The sequence below is a fragment of the Nocardia sp. NBC_00508 genome (assembly GCF_036346875.1).
Classification (GTDB): domain Bacteria; phylum Actinomycetota; class Actinomycetes; order Mycobacteriales; family Mycobacteriaceae; genus Nocardia.
On sequence record NZ_CP107852.1, the window covers coordinates 4,352,139 to 4,373,930 of the forward strand.

Consider the following 21,792-nt stretch of genomic DNA (forward strand, 5'->3'; position numbering starts at 1 on the left):
CTACCGTCGGAATGTGACCTTCAGAAGCGAGACCAGCACCGTTCCCCCGATCGTGCTGAACGACGGGAACGTGATCCCGCAGCTCGGCTTCGGCGTGTTCCAAGTGCCCGCCGACGATGTGTTTCCGGCCGTCACCACCGCGCTGGAGGTGGGTTATCGCAGCATCGATACCGCCGCTATCTACGGGAACGAAGAGGGCACCGGTCGTGCGATCCGGGAATACGGACTGCCCCGGGACGAGATCTATGTGACGACCAAGCTGTGGAACGCCGAGCAAGGCTACGACGCCACGCTGCGCGCCTTCGACGCCAGTCTGGCCCGGCTCGGCCTGGACTACCTCGACCTGTATCTCATTCACTGGCCGGTGGCCGCCGCCGGACGGTTCGTCGACACCTTCCGCGCTTTCCAGGCGCTGAAGTCGCAGGGGCGAGTCAGGTCGATCGGCGTCTCGAACTTCACGGTCGCGAACCTGCAGCGGCTCATCGCCGAAACCGGCGAGATCCCGGCGGTGAACCAGATCGAGCTGCACCCCAGGTTTGTGCAGCGGGAGCTGCGTGAGTTCCACGCCGCGAACGCGATCGCCACCGAGGCGTGGAGCCCGCTCGGTCAGGGCACCGTACTCGACGACGGCACCATCACCGCTGTGGCCGCCGAGGTCGATCGCACTCCGGCGCAGGTGATCATTCGCTGGCACCTCCAGCTGGGCAATGTCGTCATTCCGAAGTCGATCACACCGTCGCGGATCGCGGAGAACTTCGACGTGTTCGGCTTCGAGCTCACCCCGGCGCAGGTGAACGCAATCAACGCGCTGGACAGCGGTTCGCGCATCGGTGCGGACCCGGATACGTTCACTGTGGGTCTGAGCCCCTCCGCCTCTCCGGATCTTTAGGCCGTTCTAGGGATCTTTAGGCCGTTCTGGTCGGGCCGCGGGATTTGCGTACAGGTCCTGCGTGGGGGTGCCGTTTCGGTTTCAGGCGTTCCCGGTGAGTTACCCATGTGCTCGAGAAATCAGTTGCTCGGTTAACGGTAGGTTAGCGACTGTGGCCGGGTGGCGAGCACCTCCGACTCCAATCGCGCGGCCCGCGCTCCGGCAGCCGAGTTCACCGAGCATCTCGAACACCGGGCACGCCCAAAACCCGAGCGGCACCCACGGCAGGACCTGAACGCAATCCTTCGTCACCCGACGCATGGCCGCAGCGGCAGGCACCGGACCAACTGATTTCGAAAGTACATGGGTAACTCATCGGGAACGCCCAGAACCCGAGCGGCACCAAACGCAGGACCTGAACGCAAATCCAGCGTCACCCGACCAGTACGGCCTGAATACTCGGAGAGGCGGGTCTGCGCCTGTGGCAGAGTGAAGAGACCAGATGGACCGTTCAGGGAGGTCGCATGCTCGGGGTCAGCCGCGATGGTGATGTGGTGACCATCGAACTCCAGCGGGAGGAGCGCCGCAACGCGCTCAACTACGAACTTGTGACGCTGCTGCGTGAAGCCGTCCTCGCCGCTATAGCCGACCGAGCGCGAGTCATCGTGCTGACCGGGCGCGGTCCGGTCTTCAGTTCGGGCGCCGATCTGTCCGGGGTGTACACCGGTGATTTCCTGTCCGCGTGGCTGGAGACATTGCACACTATCGAATCGGCGCCGATCCCGGTGATTTCGGCGATCAACGGCGCCGCGATCGGTGCGGGCGTGCAGTTGGCGCTCGCCTCGGATCTGCGGGTGGTCTCGCCGGAGGCGTATCTCGCGATTCCGGCGGCGAAGTTGGGCATCACGGTGGATCGGTGGACCGTGCGCAGGCTGGTCGCGCTGATCGGCGGCGGTCCGGCCAGGACCGTGCTGCTCGGGGCGGAATCGATCTCGGCCGAGGACGCCTACATCTTCGGGTTCGCCAACCGGATCGGCGGCCTTGCCGAGGCGCAAGCCTGGGCGAAGCAGATCGCGGCCTTGGCGCCGCTGTCGCTCCGCCACATGAAGCTGGTGCTCAACGACGACGGGACGCGCGATCCGGAAACCGCTCAGCAGCGTGCGGCGCTCGAGGCCGCATGGACGAGTGAGGATGCCAAGGAGGGTCGTTTGGCCAGGCAGGAAAAGCGCGCCGCGAAGTTTGTGGGGCGATGATGGGCATTCGAAATATCGTCGGCGCGGCCGCCGGTACACTCGGCATTACGTGGGTGGTCCGGGCGGTGTGGGGTATCCCATCGGCGATGGGCGCTTCGATTTCGGCGATCCAGCCCTACGCGGCGGGCGCGGCGAGCTACCGAAATCGCCAGTTCCACAACACCGAACCCAGCAGTCAGGTAGCCGCGGGGTCGGCTCCATCGCTGTTGGTCTCGGCACTGACCCAGCGCAATGCGGGCAGGCCGCGCGGAACCATCCCGCTGCAGACTCCCCTGCCGCCGAGTGAGGCGGCCACTCTCGCCGTCACCTGGTACGGCCATGCGACGACGCTGATCGAGATCGACGGGTACCGGATTCTCACCGATCCCGTATGGAGCGAACGGGTTTCGCCTTCGGCGCTGGTCGGGCCCGCACGCCTGCACCCGGTGCCGCAGCCGCTGGCGGAGCTGCCCGAGGTGGACGCGGTGCTCATCTCACACGACCACTATGACCACTTGGACAAGGAGACGGTCCGGGAACTGGTGGTACGCCAGAGCGCGCCGTTCCTCGTGCCGATCGGCATCGGCGCCCACCTGCGGCACTGGGGTGTCCCGGACCATCGGATCATCGAATTGGATTGGGGCGCTTCGGTATCACTGGCTGAACTCGGCCGAGATCGGGACGGCGCGGATCTGACGCTCACCTGCACCGAGGCGCGGCACTTCTCCGGACGCGGCCTGCTCCGCAACACCACGCTGTGGGCTTCCTGGTCGATTGTCGGTCCGACGCGGCGGGCTTACTTCGGCGGCGACACCGGATATACGAAGGCGTTCGCCGCGGCGGGCGCTGCGCTCGGTCCATTCGATCTGACGCTGCTGCCCATCGGCGCCTACGACGAGCGCTGGCCGGATGTGCACATGAACCCCGAGGAGGCGGTCATGGCGCATGCCGATCTGTGCGTCGGCGATCCGGGCTACGGCCTGCTCGTGCCCATCCATTGGGCGACGTTCAACCTCGCCTTCCACGGTTGGTCCGAGCCGGTCGGGCGCATGGTGGCGGCGGCGCGGGCGGCGGGCACCTCCGTCGCGGTACCGATGCCAGGTCAGCGTGTGGATCCGATGATCGAGCCACCAGGGGATTCCTGGTGGGAGAATGTTGGTTGAACGACTCCGGTTAGCTGGCGACAGGAAGGATGGACGGCGATGAGTTTCGCGGACACACTCAAAGGCCTGGTCGGCAAGGGAAGGGACGCGGCGGCCAAGAACGCCGACAAGATCAACACAGCGGTCGACAAGGCCGGTGACTTCATCGACGACAAGACGCATCACAAGTACACGGACAAGATCGCCAAAGGCAAGGAGGCTGCCAAGAAGGTGGTCCCGCCGGACCAGTCCGGGCCGCACGCCTGAAGCAGCGGCGGAGACCGTCGCGGGGTCTCCGCCGCTAGACTGCGAACATGGTGGCCCGCCGAGAGTTCGGTGGTATCGAGGTTGAGCTGAGCAACCTCGACAAGGTGCTGTATCCGGCCACCGGCACCACCAAAGGCGAAGTCATCGCCTACTATTCGGCGATCGCGCCCGCCATGCTCCCGCACGTCATGGGACGGCCGGTTACCCGGAAGCGCTGGCCCAACGGTGTCGACGAGCCGTCCTTCTTCGAGAAGAATCTCGCCTCGCACGCGCCGCCCTGGATCGAGCGTCGCACGATGCGGCATTCCGATCGCACGGTGGTCTACCCGCTGATCGATTCCGAGGCCGGTCTGGCTTGGGTCGGCCAGCAGGCGGCGCTGGAAGTCCATGTACCGCAATGGCGTTTCGACGACGACCGGATGGGTCCGGCGACCAGATTGGTGTTCGATCTCGATCCGGGCGAAGGAGCCGGACTCGCCGAATGTGCCGAGGTGGCGCTCGCGGTGCGCGACATGGTCGAGGGGATCGGCTTGCATGCGTTCCCGGTCACCAGCGGCAGCAAGGGAATTCACCTCTACGTGCCGCTGGACCGGGAACTCAGCCCCGGTGGCGCCTCTACGGTAGCCAAAGAGGTGGCGACGAATCTGCAACGGCTGCGCCCGGATCTGGTGACGGCGACGATGGCGAAGGCGGCTCGTGGCGGGAAGGTCTTCCTGGACTGGAGCCAGAACAACCCGTCCAAGACCACCATCGCGCCCTACTCGATGCGTGGGCGTCAGCAGCCGAATGTCGCCGCGCCGCGTACCTGGAAGGAGATCGAGAACCGGAAGAAGCTGCGGCACTTGCGGTTCGATGAGGTGCTGGCCAGGTACCGGTCGGACGGCGATCTGCTCGCGGAGCTGGATCCGCCGCTGGCGCGGGGCGCCTCGGCGCCGGACGCGCTGGCGAAGTACCGGTCGCTGCGTGACCCGTCCCGTACACCCGAGCCGGTGCCGGCCGAGCCGCCCGAGCCGGGGGTGAACAACCGCTACGTGGTGCAGGAGCACCATGCGCGGCGGCTGCACTGGGACGTGCGACTGGAGCGCGACGGGGTACTGGTGTCATGGGCAGTACCGAAGGGGCCGCCCACCTCGCCGGATCAGAACCGTCTCGCCGTGCACACCGAGGACCATCCGCTGGAGTATCTCGATTTCCACGGCGCCATCCCGAAGGGTGAGTACGGCGCCGGTGAGATGACGATCTGGGATTCCGGCACGTACGACACCGAGAAATGGCGTGACGACGAGATCATCGTCCAGTTCCACGGCAAGCGGCTCACCGGGCGGTACGCGCTGATCCAGACCAACGGCAACCAGTGGCTGATGCACCTGATGCGCGCACAGAACGGCGCCGAAACGCGGGACGAGCCCCGTACCAGCGCGGACGAGCCTTCCGGCGAAATCATCCTGCCGTCGAGCGCGCCTTCGCCGCTTCCGCGCGGGCTGGCGCCGATGCTGGCGACGCCTGGTGACGTCGCCGCCCTCGGCGCCGATGAATGGTGCTTCGAGACGAAGTGGGACGGGTTCCGGCTGATCGCCGAGATCGATTCCGGTGTAATCACCTTGCGCAGCCGCGCGGGGAACGTGGTGACCGATCGCTATCGCGGGATCGGGGTGCTGGCGCGCGAACTCGCCGGGCACAGCGTGGTGTTGGATGGCGAGGCGGTGGTCTTCGACGATCACGGCGTCGCCAATCTCGGTCTGCTGCAAGCCGGGGCGGCGCGGGCCGTCTTCGTCGCCTTCGACGTGCTGTATCTCGACGGCACGTCGCTGGTACGCAAACGATATTCGGACCGCCGCCGGGTGCTGGAGGCGCTGGCCGCGAATGCCCCTTCGATGATGGTGCCGCCGCGACTGGACGGACCGGGCGCCGAGGCGGTGCGCTACAGCCAGGAGCACGGCCTGGAGGGCGTGGTCGCCAAACGCAAGGATTCGGTGTATCTGCCGGGCAAGCGTGGGCATTCGTGGGTGAAGCAGCGCAATTGGCGCACGCAGCAGGTGTTGATCGGTGGCTGGCGGCGCAGCGCGGCACGGAATTTCAAATCTCTGCTGGTCGGCATTCCGCACGACGGGCGGTTGTACTACGTGGGGCGGGTCGGCACCGGATTCAGCGAGCCGCACATGCGTGATCTGGCCGCGCGGCTGCGCAAGCTGGAACGAAAGACCTCCCCGTTCGACAACGAACTCACCGCCGAGGAGCGCAAGGAGGCGGTGTGGGTGACGCCGAAACTCGGCGGCACCGTGCGGTTCATGAACTGGACCGAGGCGGGCCGGTTGTGGCACCCGGCGTGGCTCGGCGACCCGCCGGGCGCGTGACGCCGGGTGCCTCGTCAGTTGGCGCCCGCGAGCAGTGGGGTGATGGTCGCGACATCTGTCACCACAGTGTGGCCTTGGAATTCGAAATCATCGTAGGCCCGCGCCATAGCGGCTTTGTCCCGGCCGCCGCAGGCGTCGCTGATCACCACGGGGACGAAACCGAGATCGGTGGAGTGCGTCACCGTGGGGGCGATGCCGATCTCCAGCGCGACGCCCGCGATCGCGTAGGCGCCGATGCGCAGGTCGCGCAGCATCGAAGCGAGCGGGGTGCCTTCGAACGCCGACATCGAGGTCTTGTCGAACACCACCTCGTCCGCGCGCGGCCGCAGTTCGGGGACCAGCTCGAAGGCGGGAGTGTCGCGCTGCAGGATGAACCGCACCTTGTCCACCGAATCCACCTGCTGCCAGTTCATCGCCATGCGCAGCGCGAATGCGCCACTGAGGCGCTCGGGCAGAAAGAAATGGCGCAGGAAGACCACCGGGTAGCCACCGGAGCGCGCCGCGTCGACCACCCGAACCACGCGCTCGATGATCTCCGGGCCGTCCGGCAGCTGGCCGAGCACGCCGACCTGCATGTCGTAGACGAGCACCGCCATCCGGTCCGGGGCGCACACGTCGGCGAGCCCTTCGGGGATGTCCAGTCCGTTGCCATGCCGCATGCTCGGCTACTCCTGTTCGTCGCGCCCGCATCCCGGGCTGGGTGGTGCCTGATGGCTATTGGGTTGCGTCAGGCGCATTTTCGGATCACTGTAGCCAGTCGCGGCGGACAACCCCGGCGATGGGTGTGACCTCCGATCGACCGTTGCCCGGGCGGATCATACGGCAGTAGCGTTGAGTACCGAGGCGGGAGTGAGTCGGTGTCGACGGCACCCGCGCACTCTTGCCTCGCCGGGAGTGGGGTGGCCTGATGAAGGATATTCACGCAGCGCCTGTCACCGAGCAGACGGGTAATCGGCTGATACGCGAGGCATTCCTGCGCACAATTCTATCGGCCGTGATCGTTCTGGTGGCCGTGCTGAGTGCAGCTCCCGCGGTATCCGCGCAGCTACCGCCCCCGGACCACGACCCGTTCTACGCGGCGCCCACCGACGTCGGCGCATACCCCAACGGCGCCGTTCTCGACTCCCGCCCGATCGCGTTGTTCGGTCTGCCCCTGCCGGTTCGGGCATGGCAGGTGAAGTACCGGACCACCGATTCCAGCGACCGGCCCGCGGCCTATGTGGCGACCGTGATGGTGCCGATGCTGCCATGGTTCGGCCCGGGAGCGCGGCCGTTGCTGTCGTATCAGGTTCCTGAGGACAGTCTCGGAACGCGGTGCGCACCGTCGTACGCGCTGCGCGGAGGGTGGGATCCCGGCGCGGTCAACACGCTGATCGATACGCCGTTCATGGCGGAGGCGTTGCGGCGTGGATGGGCCCTCGTAGTCAGCGATTACGAGGGGCCGCAGTCCCGTTTCCTGGACGGGGTCAACTCAGGGCGCGGTGTGCTGGACGGCATCCGGGCCGCGCGCGACTTCCCGTCGGCCGGACTCGGACCCGAGAGCCCTATCGGCGCGTGGGGCTATTCGGGCGGCGCCTTCGCCACGCTGTGGGCCGCGCAGATGCAGCCGGAGTACGCGCCGGACATTCGATTCGCCGGGATCACCTCGGGTGGCGTTCCGGCGGATTGGCCCGCCATCGCCCGCCGCGCGGATGGCACCGTGCAGGCCGGGCTGGCGGTGCTCATCTTGTTCGCGATCGCCCGCAACGATCCCGGCGCGGGCGTGCTGGAGTTGCTCAACGAGCGTGGGCAGGCGGCGCTGATCGAGGTCGGGGCGGCGTGCGGGTCCGATCTGGTGCCGATGTACGTCGGGGCACGGGTCGATGACTTCGCCACGGTTCCGAGTCTGCTGTCGCACCATTCTTTTCGTGCCGCGATCGGCGTACAGGAACTCGGCGGCACCGCGCCCGCTGTTCCGATGTACCTGTATCACAGCATCACCGACGACGTGATCCCCGTCGCGGGGTTCACCGAGTTGCTCGGTCGTTACTGCGCGCAGGGAGCGACCGTCACTTCGGTGCACTCGATGCTGCCCACCCACAATCCGGCGGCGATCGGCGAGGCACCGGGGGCGATGAACTTTCTCGCCGACCGGTTCGCGGGGCTGCCGGTTGCTCCGGGGTGTCATTCGCGGTAGGCGGGTTCGTTGCGCACCAGGATCGCCGCGCCCGGGCATACCCGAAAGCGCACCGAATCGCAGGTGATTCGGTGCGCTTTCGTCCCGGTCGGCCGACCGGTGTCTCCGCGGGGCGGGGTCAGTACTGCGGACGGCCGGTGGTGTCCATCCACTTGGTGGTCCCCGGCGCGGCATGGAGGGTGCTGAGCAGGTCGATTCCGGCGACGATCAGCGTCGGTCCACCGGCGACGATGGTGCCGATGATGGCGCCGATGCCCGCACCGGCGATGACACTGGCGATCACGCCAGGGCCGGAGATGATGCCCGTCAGGCCGACCAGCGCGCCGATGATCGTACCGATGAACCCGCCGACCGCGGTGGCGATGCCGAACTGCGAAAGGAACGCCTCCATCGCGCGCTGGTTCTCGTACGGCGAGGCGACCGGCGTGGCGACCGGGCGCGCCCGTGTCGCGTCCTTGACGACGGTCAGCTCCAGCACCCGGCCCGCTTCACGCACGGCGTACGGCATGGGGTACTCGAGTCCGTCCTGGCGGAAGGCGAGCGGCAGTGTGAGCGCGACATTTCCGGCCTCGTCCTTGATGCCGACGGCGTCGCCGCGAACCTCGAACGTGCCCGCCGTGAGTGTCGTGACGATCTGGTTCCCGACCAGTCGGGCCTCGTACCCGATATTCGGGACCGGTGCCGCGGCCGGTTCCGCGTGTGTGGCGCCCGCGCCTACCGTGAGCGCCGCGACGAGTGGCACAACAGCGGCGGTGACTTTCCGGAGAATCATTTCCCTGGTTTCCAATCTTCATCAGGTTCCAGCACAAGAGAACGCGGCACGCGCTGAAATTCCTTCCCCCACTGGCGCGTACATCCGTGATGTGATGCATAAGACAGCAACTTCTGAGTGGTAACTGTACTGCGACCGGAGGGTTTAGATCATGAATTGAGAGGGTAATCTCCCTTCTTTTTCCGCCTTACTCTAGTTATAGCCGGTAGCTATTCGACGATTCGTGCACCTGTGTAGCCATGGCGTGGGATGCGCGGCGGAGTTCGGGGCGCTCGCGGGATCGTCGCCGCCGACTGTGGTTGCCGGGGCTAAGATTTCGCCAGAAAGCAATGGCGGCAGCAATGGGCCAGCAATCAGGTATTGCGCGCCTTCTCCATGCTTGCGATCAGAAAGTTCCTCGGGATTGCCAAACCGAACGCTCTCCCTTTTGTGGCGGCCGAGAATCCTGCCTTTCTACCGGCCTGGCATCCCGTACATTCCACGCGCCGAGCCGGTCAGAGCAGCAGGTGCAAGGCGACGGCGCCCGAGCAGGTCGCGACGACCACGGCTAGTGCGAGGGCGTCGCGACGGCCCGGGGAGCCCGGATGGGCGGTGAGTTGTCCGGTGCCGCCGCGTGCGGTGATCGCCTCCCCGAGTTCACCGGCGCGGCGGGTGGAGACCGCCATGGCCGCGGTGAGGATGTCGACGAGGGGGTTGTCGGCGGCGCGATAGAGCAAGCTGTCCTTGGGACGGAGGCGGCGGGCCGCGCGCAGGACCCGGATTTCCTCGATGAGTAGTGGAAGACCGCGCAGGGTCAGCGCGACGACGACGGCCCATTCGTCCACGGGGACGCGGAGTTTGCGCAACGGCGCGCCCAACTTGGCGAGCGCCGGTGCGATCTCGCTCATCGGCGTGGTCCACGCGATGAGGAATGAGGCGGATACCAGGATCAATCCGAACACGACCACCTGCGCGTAACGCAGCACCGCCGTGCCGCCGACCGGCACGTTGATCAGGGCTCCGACGGCGAGCAGCGCCCAGAACCACCACGACAGCCGCGGCAAGGTGCCGAGCGGCAGTCGGGCGACCACTCCGACGAAGACCAGCAAGACGACCATCACGCCGAGCACCGGCCAGGACGGCAGGAACATCAGCAACAGGCTGATCAGGAAAACCCCGATCATCTTGGTACCCGCCCACAATCGGTGCACCGGACTGTCGACGGGAACCTGACGCAGCAGCACCGTACTCATCGGTGACCTCCGTGCTCGAGTCGCCATGCCGCGTCGCCGGGCGGACGCAGTTCGGCGGGCCGGGGATCGGCGGGCGTGGCGGCGCCGCTCGGGATGGCTTCCCATGCGGACTCGGCCGCCAGAATGCGTCCGGACTGCAGTCGGACCGTGCGGTCGCACACTGCCGCCATGTCGGCGACGTCGTGCGAGATGACGATCAGCGTCAGCCCGGAATCGCGCAGCCGCGCAAGCAGTTCCACGATGTCGGCCCGGCCTTCCGGGTCGAGTCCGGCGAGCGGCTCGTCGAGCACGACCACCTGCGGATGGCTGGCCACGATCGACGCGAGAACCACCCGTTTGGCCTGGCCACCGCTGAGTTCCTCGATGGAGCGGGCGGCCAGCGACCGGTCCAGCCCCACCGCGTCCAGCGCCCGCCCGACCGCGCCCGAGCCGGTCGCCCGCCCGCCCCAGTCCGCGATCTCCGCGCCGACGGTCTGTTTCTGCAACTGCAGGCGAGAGCTCTGGAACGCCAGTTCGACGCCCCCGATCTGCTTGGTGATCGGCTTCCCGCGCAGTTCACAACGACCGGAACTCGGCTCGATCAGCCCGGCCATGATCCACGCGAGAGTCGATTTGCCCGATCCGTTGCCGCCGACGACCAGCAACGCTTCGCCGCGCCGAACCGACAGGTCGACGCCGTGCAGGGCGGCCGCTTCCCACGGTGTCGCGTGATTGTAGGTGTGCCGAACCTCGCGCAGTTCGAGGATCGGCTCGCCGATCGGCCTGCGCCGCGCGTCGCGCACCGGGCGCGGCCATGCGGGCAGGTGCGCCGCGGAGCGGCCCGCGGCCAAGTGGACGACCCGGTCGGCCGCGGCGGCGTCGGCCTCGTGGTGGGTCACCAGCACCACGGCCATCGGGTGTCGCTTCGGCAGTGCCGCGAGCAGTTCCACGAGTTCGCGGCGCCCGTCCGGATCGATCATCGAGGTCGCCTCGTCGGCGATCAGCAGCGCCGGGCGGCGAGCCAGCGCCGCGGCCACCGCCAAGCGCTGCTGCTGCCCGCCGGACAGCGTGGCGGTTTCCTTGGCGCCCATCCCGGCGAGCCCGACCTCGCCGAGCAGTCCGTCGACATCCACGTCGGCTGCGAGCTCAGGGGGCAACCCCCACACCACGTCATCGGCGACGAGCACGCCCAAGGTCTGGCTCTCCGGCCGCTGCATCACCAGTGCCGTTCCGCCCAGGCGCCCGAGTCCGGCCGACCCGGGGCGCTGCACCGATCCCGAGGTGGGCGGCAGTCCGGCGAGCAACCGCGTCAACGTCGACTTGCCCGATCCGTTGTGCCCCACCACAGCGACGAACTCACCGACGCCGACTGTCAGGTCGATGTCGCGCAGGGCATCGCGCGCCGCGCCGGGATAGCGGAATCCGGCGCCGTGCAGGGTGACCGGTAGCGGTGCGATGGGACGGTCGTCGTCCGGTGCGTCGAGCCGGTCCCGTCCGGGCAGCCAGGCCAGCCGATCCAGCACCGAGCCGAGTACGTACCAGGAGAACAGCCCGGTGGCGACCATGCCGAGCGCGACGCTGCCGCCGACCCACGCCCACCACCAGCGCAGCACGGACTCGGCCAGATCGGTCGCGGCCTGTCCGAGCGGCGCCAGCTGCGCCTGGCGTGCCGCGAGTTCCTGGATACCGCGTGCGGCGTTGCGGATGTTGTCGAACAGCAAGTTGCGTGCGGCCGAGAGCAGCAGGAGTGATCCGACGGCGAATGCCGCCCAGACCAGGCCGGTCAGCAGTGCGAGGCCGAACACCGCGACGACACCGCCGCCGCGCCGCTTCACGATGCCGATGATGCCGCCTACCGTCGCCGAGGCGATCAATCCGGTCGCGGGCACCACGCCCGCCGCGACAAAGGTGACCAGCGTGGCCGCGATGGTCGCGGTGGCCAGTGCGCGCAGCCGGTAGCGGTGCGCGATCAGCCCCATAGGGACTGCGGCGACCAGCTGTAGAGCGGCGGCGAACGGAATCACCGATCCGATGGTGACCAACCCGACGGTGGCCCCGCCGAGCACGGCGCCGGTGGCCAACTCGATCGGGCGCAGCGGTCCTCGCTCACCCGGGTCGCCCGCATGGGCCAGTCCACTCACAGCACAAGTCTGCCAGTCCGGCGGGCAGCACAAGGTTCCAGAGAATTCGCGCAGTTCAGCGGTCTGTGATTGATCAGCAGACCGGAGTGAGGGTGTAGTGGGCGGGGTCGAGGTGACGGGTGCCGCGGCGGTAGCTGGTCTGCGAACCCGGCCAGTTGTTCGTGATGCGGCCGGCGGAGTTGCGGTACCAGCTGGAGCAGAAGTTCCACGGCGTGCGGGCCATACGCTGCTGGAGAGCGGTGTTGTAGTGCTCCTCCAGATCCGCGCGCACGTCCAGGCAGTGGCCCGGGTGGTCGGCGAGCAACTGGATGGCCTGACGGATATAGCGGGTCTGCGACTCGATCATGTAGATGATGGATCCGACGCCGAGATTGGTGTTCGGCCCGTAGACCAGGAACAAGTTCGGGAAGTCCGGCACCGTGATGCCGTAGTAGGCGTGCGCGCCGTCGGTCCAGGCGTCCGACAGTTGGCGCCCCGCGCGCCCGTAGATATTCATCGGCCAGAGGAATTCGGTGCCCTTGAACCCGGTGCCGTAGATGATCACGTCCGCCTCGTGCACGGCTCCGTCGGCGGTGCGCAGGCCCGCGGGGATGATCCCGGTGATCGGGGTGGTCTCCACCTGCACGTTCGGCTGGGTCAGCGCCGGGTAGTAGTCGTTGGAAAACAGGACGCGCTTGCAGCCGATCGGGTAGTCGGGGGTGAGCTTCTCCCGCAAGTGCGGGTCCGCGACCTGCTTGGCCAGGTGCCAGGCGGCGACGCGGGCCACGAGCCGCGTGATCGCGGGGAACTCGACCAGCCCGAGCGAGAAGAATTCGGCGATCGACCACCAGCCGAACCGTTCGACCAACAGCGCGCCCGGCAAGCGGGCGAACAGGTTGTGCTGGATGGGCGTGTAGTCGGTGTCGAACTTCGGGATCACCCAGGCCGGGGTGCGCTGAAACAGCGTCAGGTGGGCAACCACGGGCTGAATTTCCGGGATGAATTGAATGGCGCTGGCCCCGGTGCCGATGCAGGCGACGCGTTTGCCGGTGAGATCGACATCGTGGTCCCATGCGGCCGAATGGAACGACGGGCCCGCGAAGCTGTCGATGCCGGGGATTGCGGGCATGGCCGGGCGGGACAGCTGGCCGACCGCGGAGATCAGCACGTCCACGATCCGGGTGTCCCCGTCGGCGGTGCGGACGGTCCACTGGCCGGTGGCGTCGTCGAATTCCGCGTCGGTCACGCTCGTGCCGAAATGGATCGCGTCGAGCACGCCGTGCCGCTCGGCGACGCCGCGCAGGTAGTCGTGGATGGCGGCGCGTCCCGAGTACCGCTGCGGCCAGTCCGGCTTGGGTTCGAACGAGTACGAGTACAGCGGGGACGGCACATCGCAGGCGGCGCCCGGGTAGGTGTTCTCTCGCCACACGCCGCCGAGGTCGGCCGCGCGCTCCAGGATGGTGATGTCGTCGAAACCGTTGCGGCGCAATTCGATCGCCATCCCGATGCCGCCGAAGCCCGCGCCGATGATGAGGATCGATGGCCCATTGCGCGCTTTCATGTGACACTCCTCACTCCGGCCGTAGCTGACTCCACTGTAGGAGTCCGGGTCCGTCGTATCGAGAAATTCGGCCATACTGTCCGCGTGGAGCGGGTGCAGGATCCAGAAGTCCGCGATTGGAACTTTCCGCGCGGCGTGGCCAGCGTGGCGCTGATGGTGGGCTACGCGGCCGAGCACGGCGTGCCCGTCACGCGCATGCTGAACGGCACGGGGCTCACCGAGCGGCAACTGCGTGACCCGGACGCGCAGATCGACGCCTACACCGAATTGGCGGTGATCCGCAATCTGGTTCGTGCACTCGCCGACCGGCCGGCACTGGGCATCGAGATCGGCCGCCGCTACCGGATCACCACGTTCGGCATCTTCGGCTTCGCCTGCGTCAGCAGCCCCACGCTCGGGGAGGCGATCGACTTCGCACTGCGCTATCTGGACCTCAGCTTCACGTTCTGCCTGCCGGTGGCTCAGTTTCGCGAAGACGAGTTCATCGCCGTGGTACACGACGAGTCGGTGCCCGCGGACGTGCGCCAGTTCCTCGTCGAACGCGACGTCACCGCGATGCACCAGGTGATGAGCGATCTGCTCGGCACACGACTGCCGCTGACCAGGGCCGAATTCCGTTTTCCCGCACCCGGTTACGTAGACCGGATCACAGAGGTCACGGTGGTGCCACCGCGGTTCGGCATGCCGGACAACCTGTTCGCCATCGAACCGGTCCTGCTGGAGCAGCCGTTGCCCCAGGCCAACGAGCACACCTGGGCGATGTGTCTGGCGCAGTGTCGTGAGCTGGTGCACCGGCGTAGGGCCCGCACCGGCATCGCGGCCGAGGTGCGGGAACGCTTGGTGCCGCGCGGTGGCGAGGACGGATTCGCCGCGCCACCCGGCATCGACGTCGTGGCGAGCGACCTGAACATGAGCACGCGCACGCTGCGCCGCCACCTCGACGCCGCGGGCACCGGTTATCGCGCTCTGCTGGACGAAGTCCGTCGTACCTTGGCCGAGGAAATGCTCACCGCCACACCGCTATCGGTGAGCGACGTCGCGATCCGCCTCGGCTACGCCGAAGCCTCGACGTTCATCTTCGCGTTCAAGCGGTGGACCGGTAACACCCCCGCGGCCTATCGCCGCGAACGCGCCGCGCGAAGCTAGGCGCCTTCGCCGCGCCCGCTCCGGCTGCCGATATAGGCCAGTTCGCGGATCTTGCCGACGGCATTGGGGAACAGTTCCACCTCGGACGGGCGATTGAGCATCGGATCGAAGTAGTCCGTCCGATACTCGGCCGATTCGGCATGCCGCAGCGCGAGTTCGGCCAGTCGCACTCGCGGCCCGGTCAGGCGGCTGGCGGTGAGGGTGAAGCTCACCAGGTGCTCGTCCAGATGGGCGTCCATCGCGTGGAGCGAGGCCGACGCGGGCTGGTCGGCGTCCGGCTCGGCGAAGAACCAGGTCGGCGCGGAATTGCCGATCCGGTAGGGCATCAGGCAGCCGTAGCGGGCGGTGGCCCAGCCGCGGGCGGGTGTGAACACCAGTCGGCCGAGCAGTCCGCGGCCGGTGGTGGCCAGCGTGAAATCCCACGGTTCGTCATCGCGGTCGAGCACCCGGAACGCGAACCCGAGCACATCGGGCAGGCCGCCCGGCATTCCCGCCCCCTTGGACAATCGGGCGATCACCGCCCGTTCCCCGGCCCCGAAGAGTGGCTCGAACTCGGGCTCCGCGTGCAAACGGCCGGACAGGTGCAGGCCGTTCGGATGGAACACCCGAGCATGCCGGATACGCGCTCCGGTCGCGAACGCGCCTTTCACCAATGCGGCTGGTAGGTCGACCATGGCGGTGCCTCCGGGTAGACGTCCGTTGTGCCTCCCGATTGCCCCGGCGCGAGCCGGATAAACCGCGCTCAGACCGGCTGTACGCCGATCCGGCCGCCCATCGGAACCGTGCGGAAATGGGTGGTCAGCCGGTGATCGTCATCGATGACATGCAGCGCGATCGCCGGGTCCGGTGCGTAGTCCATGACGTGGTCGGGCAGGTCGAGTTCCCATTCGCCGGCCAGCACCGACGCGGTGCTCGGCGCCACCAGCAGCGGGCGCCCGGCGAATGTGGTTGTCGCGGCGGAGTGCGCATGCCCGGTGAGCACGCCGATGATCCGCTCGTCGGCGGCGACCACGTCGGCGAGCCGCTGCGGGTCGGCGAGTGCGATCTCGTCGACGATCGGGCTGTGCAGACGCGCGGGCGGATGGTGCAGTGCGAGCATGATCGGCTTGCCAGCGGGCGCGGCCGCAAGCACGTCGCGCAACCAGTCGTAGGTCTCGTCGGCGAGTCGTCCGCCCGCCTCGCCGGGGACAGTCGAATCCAGCAGGGCGATGGTGAGCTCACCGATCCGATGGACGCGGTTGATCGGCGCGCCGGAGGTTCGCTCGCCGAGTAGGGCGGTGCGGAAGCCCGCGCGATCGTCGTGGTTGCCTGGGATGGTGAACAGCGGAAGCTCGGTGTCGAACGCGAGCTTGGCCTCGGCGTATTGCTCGGGCTTTCCGGAATCGGTGATGTCGCCGGTCACCAGGATGGCGTCGGGTCTGCGGCGCAGGTCGGCGAGGAATGCCAGCACCCGCTGCACACGTTCGGCATTGCGGGTGCCGAGATCGAAATGTGTGTCGCTGACCTGAGCCACCAGGATCATCGGCATTCGCTTTCGCTAGGGGTTCGCTGCGTTGCGTCAGAGCGTGCCGGCGTCGCGTCCGCGGCACCCCCTCAGGCTAATTGACCTGCGTATTACCCGTCGTCATGACGCTCGCCACTGCCCGGAGCATGCTCGTCGTTTTGTGTCGACGGTCACAATGCGGGATTCGTTTCGTTCCCGTGTCGGCCGGACTGCTCGGCCACCGCATCCGACAATGTGCGCAGGGCGCGCAGAAACACACGCCGATCTCCGGCGGGCAGCCGCTCGAGCAATTGATTCTCACGAGCCTGGATATCGCGCTGTGCGCGATCGCGGATGTTCCGGCCCGCCTCGGTGAGTGATACCAGGTTCACCCGGCGGTCCGCCGGGTCCGGTCCGCGAGTGATGAGGCCGCGCCGCTGCAACTCGTCGAGCACGCCGATGATGCGGGTCTTGTCCGCGCCGATCGTTTTGGCCAGTGCCGCCTGGGTGTAAACGGGCTCGGCGCCGAGCCCGAGCAGGACGGCGTAGCTCCACATCGACAGTTCATGCCGGTCCAGGACGGGCAGCTCCGCGGCCATGAGCGCCCGCCCGAGCGGCACGATCATCGCGGCGAGATCGGGACGGGCGTTCGACATGGAATGACGATACTGCTTGGCGGATCGTACGCATTAACATATGATAAGCGTATGCATACTATTGAAGGTGAAGAGTTGCGCGCTCGGCACGCCCGTGCGGTTCGAGTGAGTGTGGACGCCGTCGCCCGCGCGCGCCCCGACCAGCTCGGCGGCGCAACCCCTTGTGCGGATTGGCATCTCCGGGCCCTGTTGGAGCACATGATCGCGCAGAACCATGGCTTCGCGGCCGCCGCGCGGGGCGGCGACGATCCGGGTCTCTGGACCGTCCGCCCCTCCGCCGATCCGATCGCGGACTATCGCGCCTCGGCCGACGACGTGCTCGCCGCGTTCGCCGCCCGGGACATCTTCGAGCGCACGCTGCAGCTCCCGGAAATCCTGCCCGGCTACGGTTTTCCCGCGGCCCGCGCGATCGGCTTCCACCTGGTCGACAGCGTCGTCCACGCCTGGGACGTCGCGCGATCGATCGGCGACAGCATCACTCTCGACGCGGATCTCGCCGAAGCGGCACTGCGGGTCGCCCTCGCCGTCCCCGACGGGCCCGAACGCTCGGCGCCAGGTGCGGCTTTCGCGCCGGGATTGATTGTTTCGGAAGGAACTTCGGTGCTGGATCGAATTCTGCTGGTCCTCGGCCGCTCACCCGGCTGGCCGGACGCAGCGGCCTGATCCGGCTGTCCGCCCGGCCTCGACCACCGGTTGCCATCGAGTGGTGGCGCAGCGCCATGTGCGCACTGGCCAGGACAGCTAGCGAATCGTGTGCAGCAGCTCGGCTGCTCGGTCGAGGATCGCCGCGTCGGCGGATTCCTCGATCGGCCGCCAGAAGTCCGCGTCCGGCTCGGCGGTCAGCGTGAGGTGCGGTGGCGTGCGCCACGAGGCCGTCAGGCCGAGACGCCAAGAGTGCAGGTAGGTTCGCTCGTGCGTGCCGGACCGGTCGAACAGGGGATCGCCGACGATCGGATGTCCGGTCCAGGCCAGGTGGACCCGGATCTGATGGCGCCGTCCGGTGATCGGGCGCAGTGCGAGCACGGTGTGCGCCGGGGCGCGCAGCACCGTGGCGAAGTGGGTGAGCGACGGGTAGTGCTTCGCGGGAAGCAGATCGGCGTCGTCGACGAACCATCGGTCTGCCGCACGCTGGATGCGTTCCCGAGGCGCCGCGATCCGCACCCGGTTCTTGCGTCCGACGCTGAGCGGCAGATCTATTACGCCGGTGTCGGGCAGCCCGGTGGCCGCCACCACGGCGAGGTACGCCTTGTCGGCTGTCTGCTTGTTGAACTGCCTGGTCAGCTCGCCGTGGGCGCCGAGTTCCTTCGCGAACAGGATCAGGCCCGAGGTCACCTTGTCGATGCGGTGCACCGGATACAGTGTCTCGCCCACGGCAGCGGCCAGTTCGACGATGTCGGTGTCGTGGCGTTCACCCGTCACGGAGATCCCGGACGGCTTGTGCAACGCCAGGATCGCGGCGTCCTCCTCCACCAGGGAACGCGCGCGCAGCTGTGACCAGTCCGTTTCCACCGGACGAGCATAGAAGGCGCCGCCGGACGCAGTACGCCGTCAGCCCTGCGCCGGGTCGAGCACGAGCTACCGGCCGTTTCTGCCGTTGCGGCGCAGCAAGTGCGGACGCAGCCGGTTGAAGCCGCGCACCCGCACGCTGCGAAGGTGCTTGATGTCGAATTCCGGATTGCCCTCCAGGGCGGTGGCGGTTCGGTCATCGATCAGTACGGTGCCCGGCCGTGCGACGCCGGTGAGCCGGGAGGCGATATTCACCACCGACCCGTACAGGTCGCCGAAGCGTTGCAGCACGGGGCCGTACGCGAGGGCCACACGCAGTTCCGGGGTCCCCCCCACCATCATCGTCGACTCCTGGATGGCCAAGGCGATGGTGGCGGCATCGGCGGCGTTCTCCGTGGCGAACATGACTTCGTCGCCGACGTTCTTGATCACCCAGCCGCTGTTCTCGGTGATGGCGGCCGTGGTGGTGGACTCGAATGCCTCCAGGAGCATGGACAACTCGTCGGGGTGCAGGTGCCTGGTCAGGCGGGTGTAGCCGACCATGTCGGCGAAACCGACGGCCAGTTCGCGCACCGATTCGCCCGCGGTCGTCTCCGGGTCCAGCGAGCGCGACAGCGCCGCGGCCAGATGCCGTCGCCACGTATAGGTGTTCAACTGTTCCAGCGCGGCGATCGCGCCCTCGGTGGCGGTGCGCACCGTCTCGGCCGGGTCGGCGTCGGGGGCCGCCTCGGCAATGCGCTCTTCGATCTCCGCGAGAACCAGGTCGATCTGCCATTCCGCCAGCCGCGCCATGCCTTGACCGAGTGTGCGCGCGGTCGCGGCTTGCTGCCGTTTGTCGGCGGAGGACAAGACATTCAGCTGCTGGAAATTGCGCACCGCCGCGATGTCGGCGTCGGCGTAGTCGACCTCTTCGTCGCCCATGCTCGACGGGAAGCCGAGCGCCATCCACAACCGCCGGGTGAGCGCCGTCGTCGTCCCGGACTGCGCGGCCACCTCCCTGCGGTTGTACCGGCGCGCTCCGTCGAGCAGGTAGGACTCGACGACCGATTGCACCAAGTCGGACATCTCGGTGGGCACCATGCTCCGTACCTTACGGGCAGCGCAACGCCAGGCGGCGGTCCTTGGGCGAGTTCACATATTCAGCTGGCCGACGTTGAGTTCAGTGCGTGGTCAGTGGCAACGCAGGGCGTGACGTCGGAGGTTATTGCGGGCGCAGTGTGCTCCGATAGCGTCGAGTGGACGGATGACGATCGTGGATTGGAGTGGATCGTGGGTAAGACCGAACGAGCGGAGCTCGAGGTCGCGGAGGGTGTGTTGGAGCACGGCATGCCGTACTTCGCGATCGGTGCCGGTCGGCCTCTGGTGTTTCTCCGGTGGTTCACTCCGGACCACGCGAATCCGCGCGGCTGGATGCTCGACTCGGAGATCAAGGTGCTGGCGCCGCTTGCCCGGAATTTCCGTGTTTACGCGGTGGGTCGGGCGCCCGGCATGACCGAGGGCATCACGATGGGCGAGATCGCCGCACAGCACGCGGACGCGCTGCGCGTCGAGTTCGGTGAGCCGGTCGACGTGCTCGGCATATCGTCGGGTGGTTCGATCGCCCTCCAGCTCGCCGCCGACCATCCAGAGGCGTTGCGGCGCCTTGTCCTCGCGTCGTCCGGGTACCGATTGGATCCGGTCGCCAAGGAAGGCCAGATGCGCTACGCCGAAGCGGCGTTGCGTGGCCGCCGAGCGATGCACCACATGGCGTTCGCCGCTTTCGCCTCGCCCGTGGCCGCCCGTGTCGCCGCGGTCGCCATGTGGTTGTTCGATCCGCTGGCCCGCCCGCGGAACCCCGCCGACACGCACGCCTTCATCCGCGCCGAAGACGGATTCGACCTCACCGACCGCCTCGGCGAAATCCAAGCGCCCACCCTCGTCATCGGCGGCGAACGAGATGCCGGCTACAGCATCGCTAACTTCCGCCGTACCGCCGACGGAATCCCCGACTCCCAACTCATCATCTATCCCGGCGCCAGCCATATGGGCGCGATCAAGCACCAGCGCTTCGCGATCGACGTCACCAACTTCCTCAACCAGCCCGACTGACGGGAACCGCAACCCGACGTCCCCGCGGAGGGCTGTCCACCTCATCACGGTGACCGCCGCTGTATAGACGGAGTCAGGGCATGGGGGTGGGTGTCCAGTAGCCGGATCGGTGGCGTTGAGCCGCGATTTGGGCGGCCGCGCGGAGACGGTGCAGCAGATCAGCGGGGGCGGTCAGGTCGTCCCAGTTCCAGCGAACCACCATCCAGCCGAGTGCGCGGAGTTGGTCTTCGCGCGTTCGCTCTGCGATGACTACCTGTTCGGGGCAGCGGGGAAGGCGTAAGGCGTTGTGGTTCTCGGCGTTTCCGTCGAACTCGCCGATGACGCCGAGGTCGGGGAACAGGAGGTCGACGCGGCCGACGCAGACTCCGCTGTCGGTGAAGACACGTGCCTGTACCTCGGAAGCGGGGAAGCCGTAGTGATGCAGCATGATTCGGCTGCGGGATTCGCCGACCCCCTCGCTGCGGCCATCCAGGAAGTCGAGCACTTGGGCAGCTTTGCGGCGGCCGGGTCGGTGCCGGGCTCGCCGCAGGTGTTCCCGCAGTTCGGCGGTGGTCGTCAAGCCGTCGCGCAGCGCGGAATCGCCGAGGGCGACGGATTGCTCGAAGCCTTCCGATCGGGCGATATCGATGACCGTGCGCGCCGGGGTGGTCACTCGGATGCCCCGGACGAGAGTGATCTCGTCCGGCTCCACCTGCGCGGAATGGACGACGACCCGATTGCTCAGGCGGCCGCCGTTGATCCGGTTCCTGGTCAGGTGGACGCGATCGAGCGAAATGTTCCAGGTCGACATCCCGTGCAGCACCGCGGCGGAACAGTGACTGGTGATCGCGGAGTCGGAGGTCGTCTCCGCGGTCGCGAGCGCCAGCAGCAGATGCCGTCCCGTCGCGCCGAGACCGGAGCCCGGCGAGTTCAGATAGTGCCCGGCCCGCAGACGATGCCACTGTCCGGTGCGGCACAGCCGCCGCAGCTGCTTGTCGGACAGCCCGGACGCCAGCGCTTGCCGACGCGAGATCAGTTGCAGTGCTTCCATACCGACGATCGTGGCGGACCTGGGATCGCGGAACACCAACGCGACTGCCGAATGTGGACAACACGCCCCCTGTGGATAACCCTGAACTACCTCTCCGGGAATTCGCTCAGCATCGGATCGAACATGGTTCGCGACTACTGATCTCGAGAGAACATGGGTATTTCACCGGGAACGCCCGAA

Annotated in this window: 20 protein-coding genes; 9 read left to right on the top strand and 11 right to left on the bottom strand. The window is 67.6% G+C overall.

The window, feature by feature from the left end; all coding sequences use genetic code 11:
• Positions 1–13 precede the first annotated feature (13 nt).
• From OHA40_RS19390 to OHA40_RS19410, 5 genes are all read left to right on the top strand, one after another.
• Positions 14–889 (top strand): aldo/keto reductase, encoded by an 876-nt coding sequence (locus tag OHA40_RS19390; protein WP_330228320.1) that lies wholly within the window; start codon positions 14–16, stop codon positions 887–889.
• 503 nt (positions 890–1,392) lie between these two features.
• Positions 1,393–2,121, top strand: coding sequence for an enoyl-CoA hydratase (locus tag OHA40_RS19395; RefSeq protein WP_330228321.1), 729 nt, complete (start codon positions 1,393–1,395; stop codon positions 2,119–2,121).
• Positions 2,121–3,263 (top strand): MBL fold metallo-hydrolase, encoded by a 1,143-nt coding sequence (locus OHA40_RS19400; protein ID WP_330234275.1) that lies wholly within the window; start codon positions 2,121–2,123, stop codon positions 3,261–3,263. The genes OHA40_RS19395 and OHA40_RS19400 overlap by 1 nt, the downstream gene beginning before the upstream one ends.
• 39 nt (positions 3,264–3,302) lie before the next feature.
• Positions 3,303–3,509 (top strand): antitoxin, encoded by a 207-nt coding sequence (locus OHA40_RS19405; RefSeq protein ID WP_330228322.1) that lies wholly within the window; start codon positions 3,303–3,305, stop codon positions 3,507–3,509.
• Positions 3,510–3,556: 47 nt separating this feature from the next.
• Positions 3,557–5,863 (top strand): ATP-dependent DNA ligase, encoded by a 2,307-nt coding sequence (locus tag OHA40_RS19410; protein ID WP_330228323.1) that lies wholly within the window; start codon positions 3,557–3,559, stop codon positions 5,861–5,863.
• Positions 5,864–5,877: 14 nt separating this feature from the next.
• On the opposite strand, the gene OHA40_RS19415 is transcribed toward OHA40_RS19410, so the two are convergent.
• Positions 5,878–6,522, bottom strand: coding sequence for a cysteine hydrolase family protein (locus tag OHA40_RS19415; protein WP_330228324.1), 645 nt, complete (start codon positions 6,520–6,522; stop codon positions 5,878–5,880).
• Positions 6,523–6,857: 335 nt separating this feature from the next.
• Here OHA40_RS19415 and OHA40_RS19420 point away from each other — a divergent pair, with 335 nt between their 5' ends.
• A complete protein-coding gene (locus tag OHA40_RS19420; RefSeq protein ID WP_330228325.1) occupies positions 6,858–8,039 on the top strand; it encodes a lipase family protein in 1,182 nt (393 codons plus the stop codon).
• A gap of 118 nt (positions 8,040–8,157) precedes the next feature.
• On the opposite strand, the gene OHA40_RS19425 is transcribed toward OHA40_RS19420, so the two are convergent.
• The 4 genes from OHA40_RS19425 to OHA40_RS19440 all read right to left on the bottom strand — a co-directional run bounded on the left by OHA40_RS19425 (position 8,158) and on the right by OHA40_RS19440 (position 13,703).
• Positions 8,158–8,811: an ammonium transporter gene (locus OHA40_RS19425; RefSeq protein ID WP_330228326.1), complete on the bottom strand. Its 654-nt coding sequence runs from the start codon at positions 8,809–8,811 to the stop codon at positions 8,158–8,160.
• A 494-nt stretch (positions 8,812–9,305) separates the two neighbouring features.
• A complete protein-coding gene (locus tag OHA40_RS19430) occupies positions 9,306–10,043 on the bottom strand; it encodes an energy-coupling factor transporter transmembrane component T family protein (protein WP_330228327.1) in 738 nt (245 codons plus the stop codon).
• Complete coding sequence (locus OHA40_RS19435) at positions 10,040–12,163, bottom strand: ATP-binding cassette domain-containing protein (protein ID WP_330228328.1); 2,124 nt, start codon at positions 12,161–12,163, stop codon at positions 10,040–10,042. The genes OHA40_RS19430 and OHA40_RS19435 overlap by 4 nt, the downstream gene beginning before the upstream one ends.
• 73 nt (positions 12,164–12,236) lie before the next feature.
• On the bottom strand, positions 12,237–13,703 hold the full coding sequence (locus tag OHA40_RS19440) for a flavin-containing monooxygenase (protein WP_330228329.1): 1,467 nt from the start codon (positions 13,701–13,703) through the stop codon (positions 12,237–12,239).
• Positions 13,704–13,787: 84 nt separating this feature from the next.
• Between OHA40_RS19440 and OHA40_RS19445 the strand changes: the two genes are divergently transcribed.
• The gene (locus OHA40_RS19445; RefSeq protein ID WP_330228330.1) at positions 13,788–14,849 is read left to right on the top strand and encodes an AraC family transcriptional regulator; all 1,062 of its coding nucleotides are present in this window, start codon (positions 13,788–13,790) and stop codon (positions 14,847–14,849) included.
• On the opposite strand, the gene OHA40_RS19450 is transcribed toward OHA40_RS19445, so the two are convergent.
• From OHA40_RS19450 to OHA40_RS19460, 3 genes are all read right to left on the bottom strand, one after another.
• Positions 14,846–15,523 (bottom strand): phosphodiesterase, encoded by a 678-nt coding sequence (locus tag OHA40_RS19450; RefSeq protein ID WP_330228331.1) that lies wholly within the window; start codon positions 15,521–15,523, stop codon positions 14,846–14,848. The two genes, OHA40_RS19445 and OHA40_RS19450, sit on opposite strands and share 4 nt — an antisense overlap.
• 68 nt (positions 15,524–15,591) lie before the next feature.
• Complete coding sequence (locus OHA40_RS19455) at positions 15,592–16,377, bottom strand: metallophosphoesterase (RefSeq protein WP_330228332.1); 786 nt, start codon at positions 16,375–16,377, stop codon at positions 15,592–15,594.
• A 146-nt stretch (positions 16,378–16,523) separates the two neighbouring features.
• Positions 16,524–16,988 carry a MarR family winged helix-turn-helix transcriptional regulator gene (locus OHA40_RS19460; protein WP_330228333.1) on the bottom strand — a complete coding sequence of 155 codons (465 nt, stop codon included), beginning with the start codon at positions 16,986–16,988 and terminating at the stop codon, positions 16,524–16,526.
• A 51-nt stretch (positions 16,989–17,039) separates the two neighbouring features.
• Between OHA40_RS19460 and OHA40_RS19465 the strand changes: the two genes are divergently transcribed.
• Complete coding sequence (locus OHA40_RS19465; protein WP_330228334.1) at positions 17,040–17,651, top strand: TIGR03086 family metal-binding protein; 612 nt, start codon at positions 17,040–17,042, stop codon at positions 17,649–17,651.
• Between the two features lie 78 nt (positions 17,652–17,729).
• On the opposite strand, the gene OHA40_RS19470 is transcribed toward OHA40_RS19465, so the two are convergent.
• Positions 17,730–18,497, bottom strand: a complete 768-nt coding sequence (locus OHA40_RS19470; protein WP_330228335.1) for an RluA family pseudouridine synthase — start codon at positions 18,495–18,497, stop codon at positions 17,730–17,732.
• A 66-nt stretch (positions 18,498–18,563) separates the two neighbouring features.
• Positions 18,564–19,574 carry an adenylate/guanylate cyclase domain-containing protein gene (locus OHA40_RS19475; protein WP_330228336.1) on the bottom strand — a complete coding sequence of 337 codons (1,011 nt, stop codon included), beginning with the start codon at positions 19,572–19,574 and terminating at the stop codon, positions 18,564–18,566.
• A gap of 189 nt (positions 19,575–19,763) precedes the next feature.
• On the opposite strand from OHA40_RS19475, the gene OHA40_RS19480 reads away from it, so the two are divergent.
• On the top strand, positions 19,764–20,582 hold the full coding sequence (locus tag OHA40_RS19480; RefSeq protein ID WP_330228337.1) for an alpha/beta fold hydrolase: 819 nt from the start codon (positions 19,764–19,766) through the stop codon (positions 20,580–20,582).
• A gap of 73 nt (positions 20,583–20,655) precedes the next feature.
• Here OHA40_RS19480 and OHA40_RS19485 read toward each other — a convergent pair whose 3' ends face one another.
• On the bottom strand, positions 20,656–21,612 hold the full coding sequence (locus OHA40_RS19485) for a type IV toxin-antitoxin system AbiEi family antitoxin domain-containing protein (RefSeq protein WP_330228338.1): 957 nt from the start codon (positions 21,610–21,612) through the stop codon (positions 20,656–20,658).
• Positions 21,613–21,792: the final 180 nt, after the last annotated feature.

What these genes read in the sequence shown, in the direction of transcription:
- OHA40_RS19395 (WP_330228321.1), top strand. Translation starts at nt 1,393, where the DNA reads ATGCTCGGGGTCAGCCGCGATGGTGATGTGGTGACCATCGAACTCCAG.
- OHA40_RS19400 (WP_330234275.1), top strand. Translation starts at nt 2,121, where the DNA reads ATGGGCATTCGAAATATCGTCGGCGCGGCCGCCGGTACACTCGGCATT.
- OHA40_RS19405 (WP_330228322.1), top strand. Translation starts at nt 3,303, where the DNA reads ATGAGTTTCGCGGACACACTCAAAGGCCTGGTCGGCAAGGGAAGGGAC.
- OHA40_RS19410 (WP_330228323.1), top strand. Translation starts at nt 3,557, where the DNA reads ATGGTGGCCCGCCGAGAGTTCGGTGGTATCGAGGTTGAGCTGAGCAAC.
- OHA40_RS19415 (WP_330228324.1), bottom strand. Translation starts at nt 6,522, where the DNA reads ATGCGGCATGGCAACGGACTGGACATCCCCGAAGGGCTCGCCGACGTG.
- OHA40_RS19425 (WP_330228326.1), bottom strand. Translation starts at nt 8,811, where the DNA reads ATGATTCTCCGGAAAGTCACCGCCGCTGTTGTGCCACTCGTCGCGGCG.
- OHA40_RS19430 (WP_330228327.1), bottom strand. Translation starts at nt 10,043, where the DNA reads ATGAGTACGGTGCTGCTGCGTCAGGTTCCCGTCGACAGTCCGGTGCAC.
- OHA40_RS19440 (WP_330228329.1), bottom strand. Translation starts at nt 13,703, where the DNA reads ATGAAAGCGCGCAATGGGCCATCGATCCTCATCATCGGCGCGGGCTTC.
- OHA40_RS19450 (WP_330228331.1), bottom strand. Translation starts at nt 15,523, where the DNA reads ATGGTCGACCTACCAGCCGCATTGGTGAAAGGCGCGTTCGCGACCGGA.
- OHA40_RS19455 (WP_330228332.1), bottom strand. Translation starts at nt 16,377, where the DNA reads ATGCCGATGATCCTGGTGGCTCAGGTCAGCGACACACATTTCGATCTC.
- OHA40_RS19460 (WP_330228333.1), bottom strand. Translation starts at nt 16,988, where the DNA reads ATGTCGAACGCCCGTCCCGATCTCGCCGCGATGATCGTGCCGCTCGGG.
- OHA40_RS19465 (WP_330228334.1), top strand. Translation starts at nt 17,040, where the DNA reads ATGCATACTATTGAAGGTGAAGAGTTGCGCGCTCGGCACGCCCGTGCG.
- OHA40_RS19475 (WP_330228336.1), bottom strand. Translation starts at nt 19,574, where the DNA reads ATGGTGCCCACCGAGATGTCCGACTTGGTGCAATCGGTCGTCGAGTCC.
- OHA40_RS19485 (WP_330228338.1), bottom strand. Translation starts at nt 21,612, where the DNA reads ATGGAAGCACTGCAACTGATCTCGCGTCGGCAAGCGCTGGCGTCCGGG.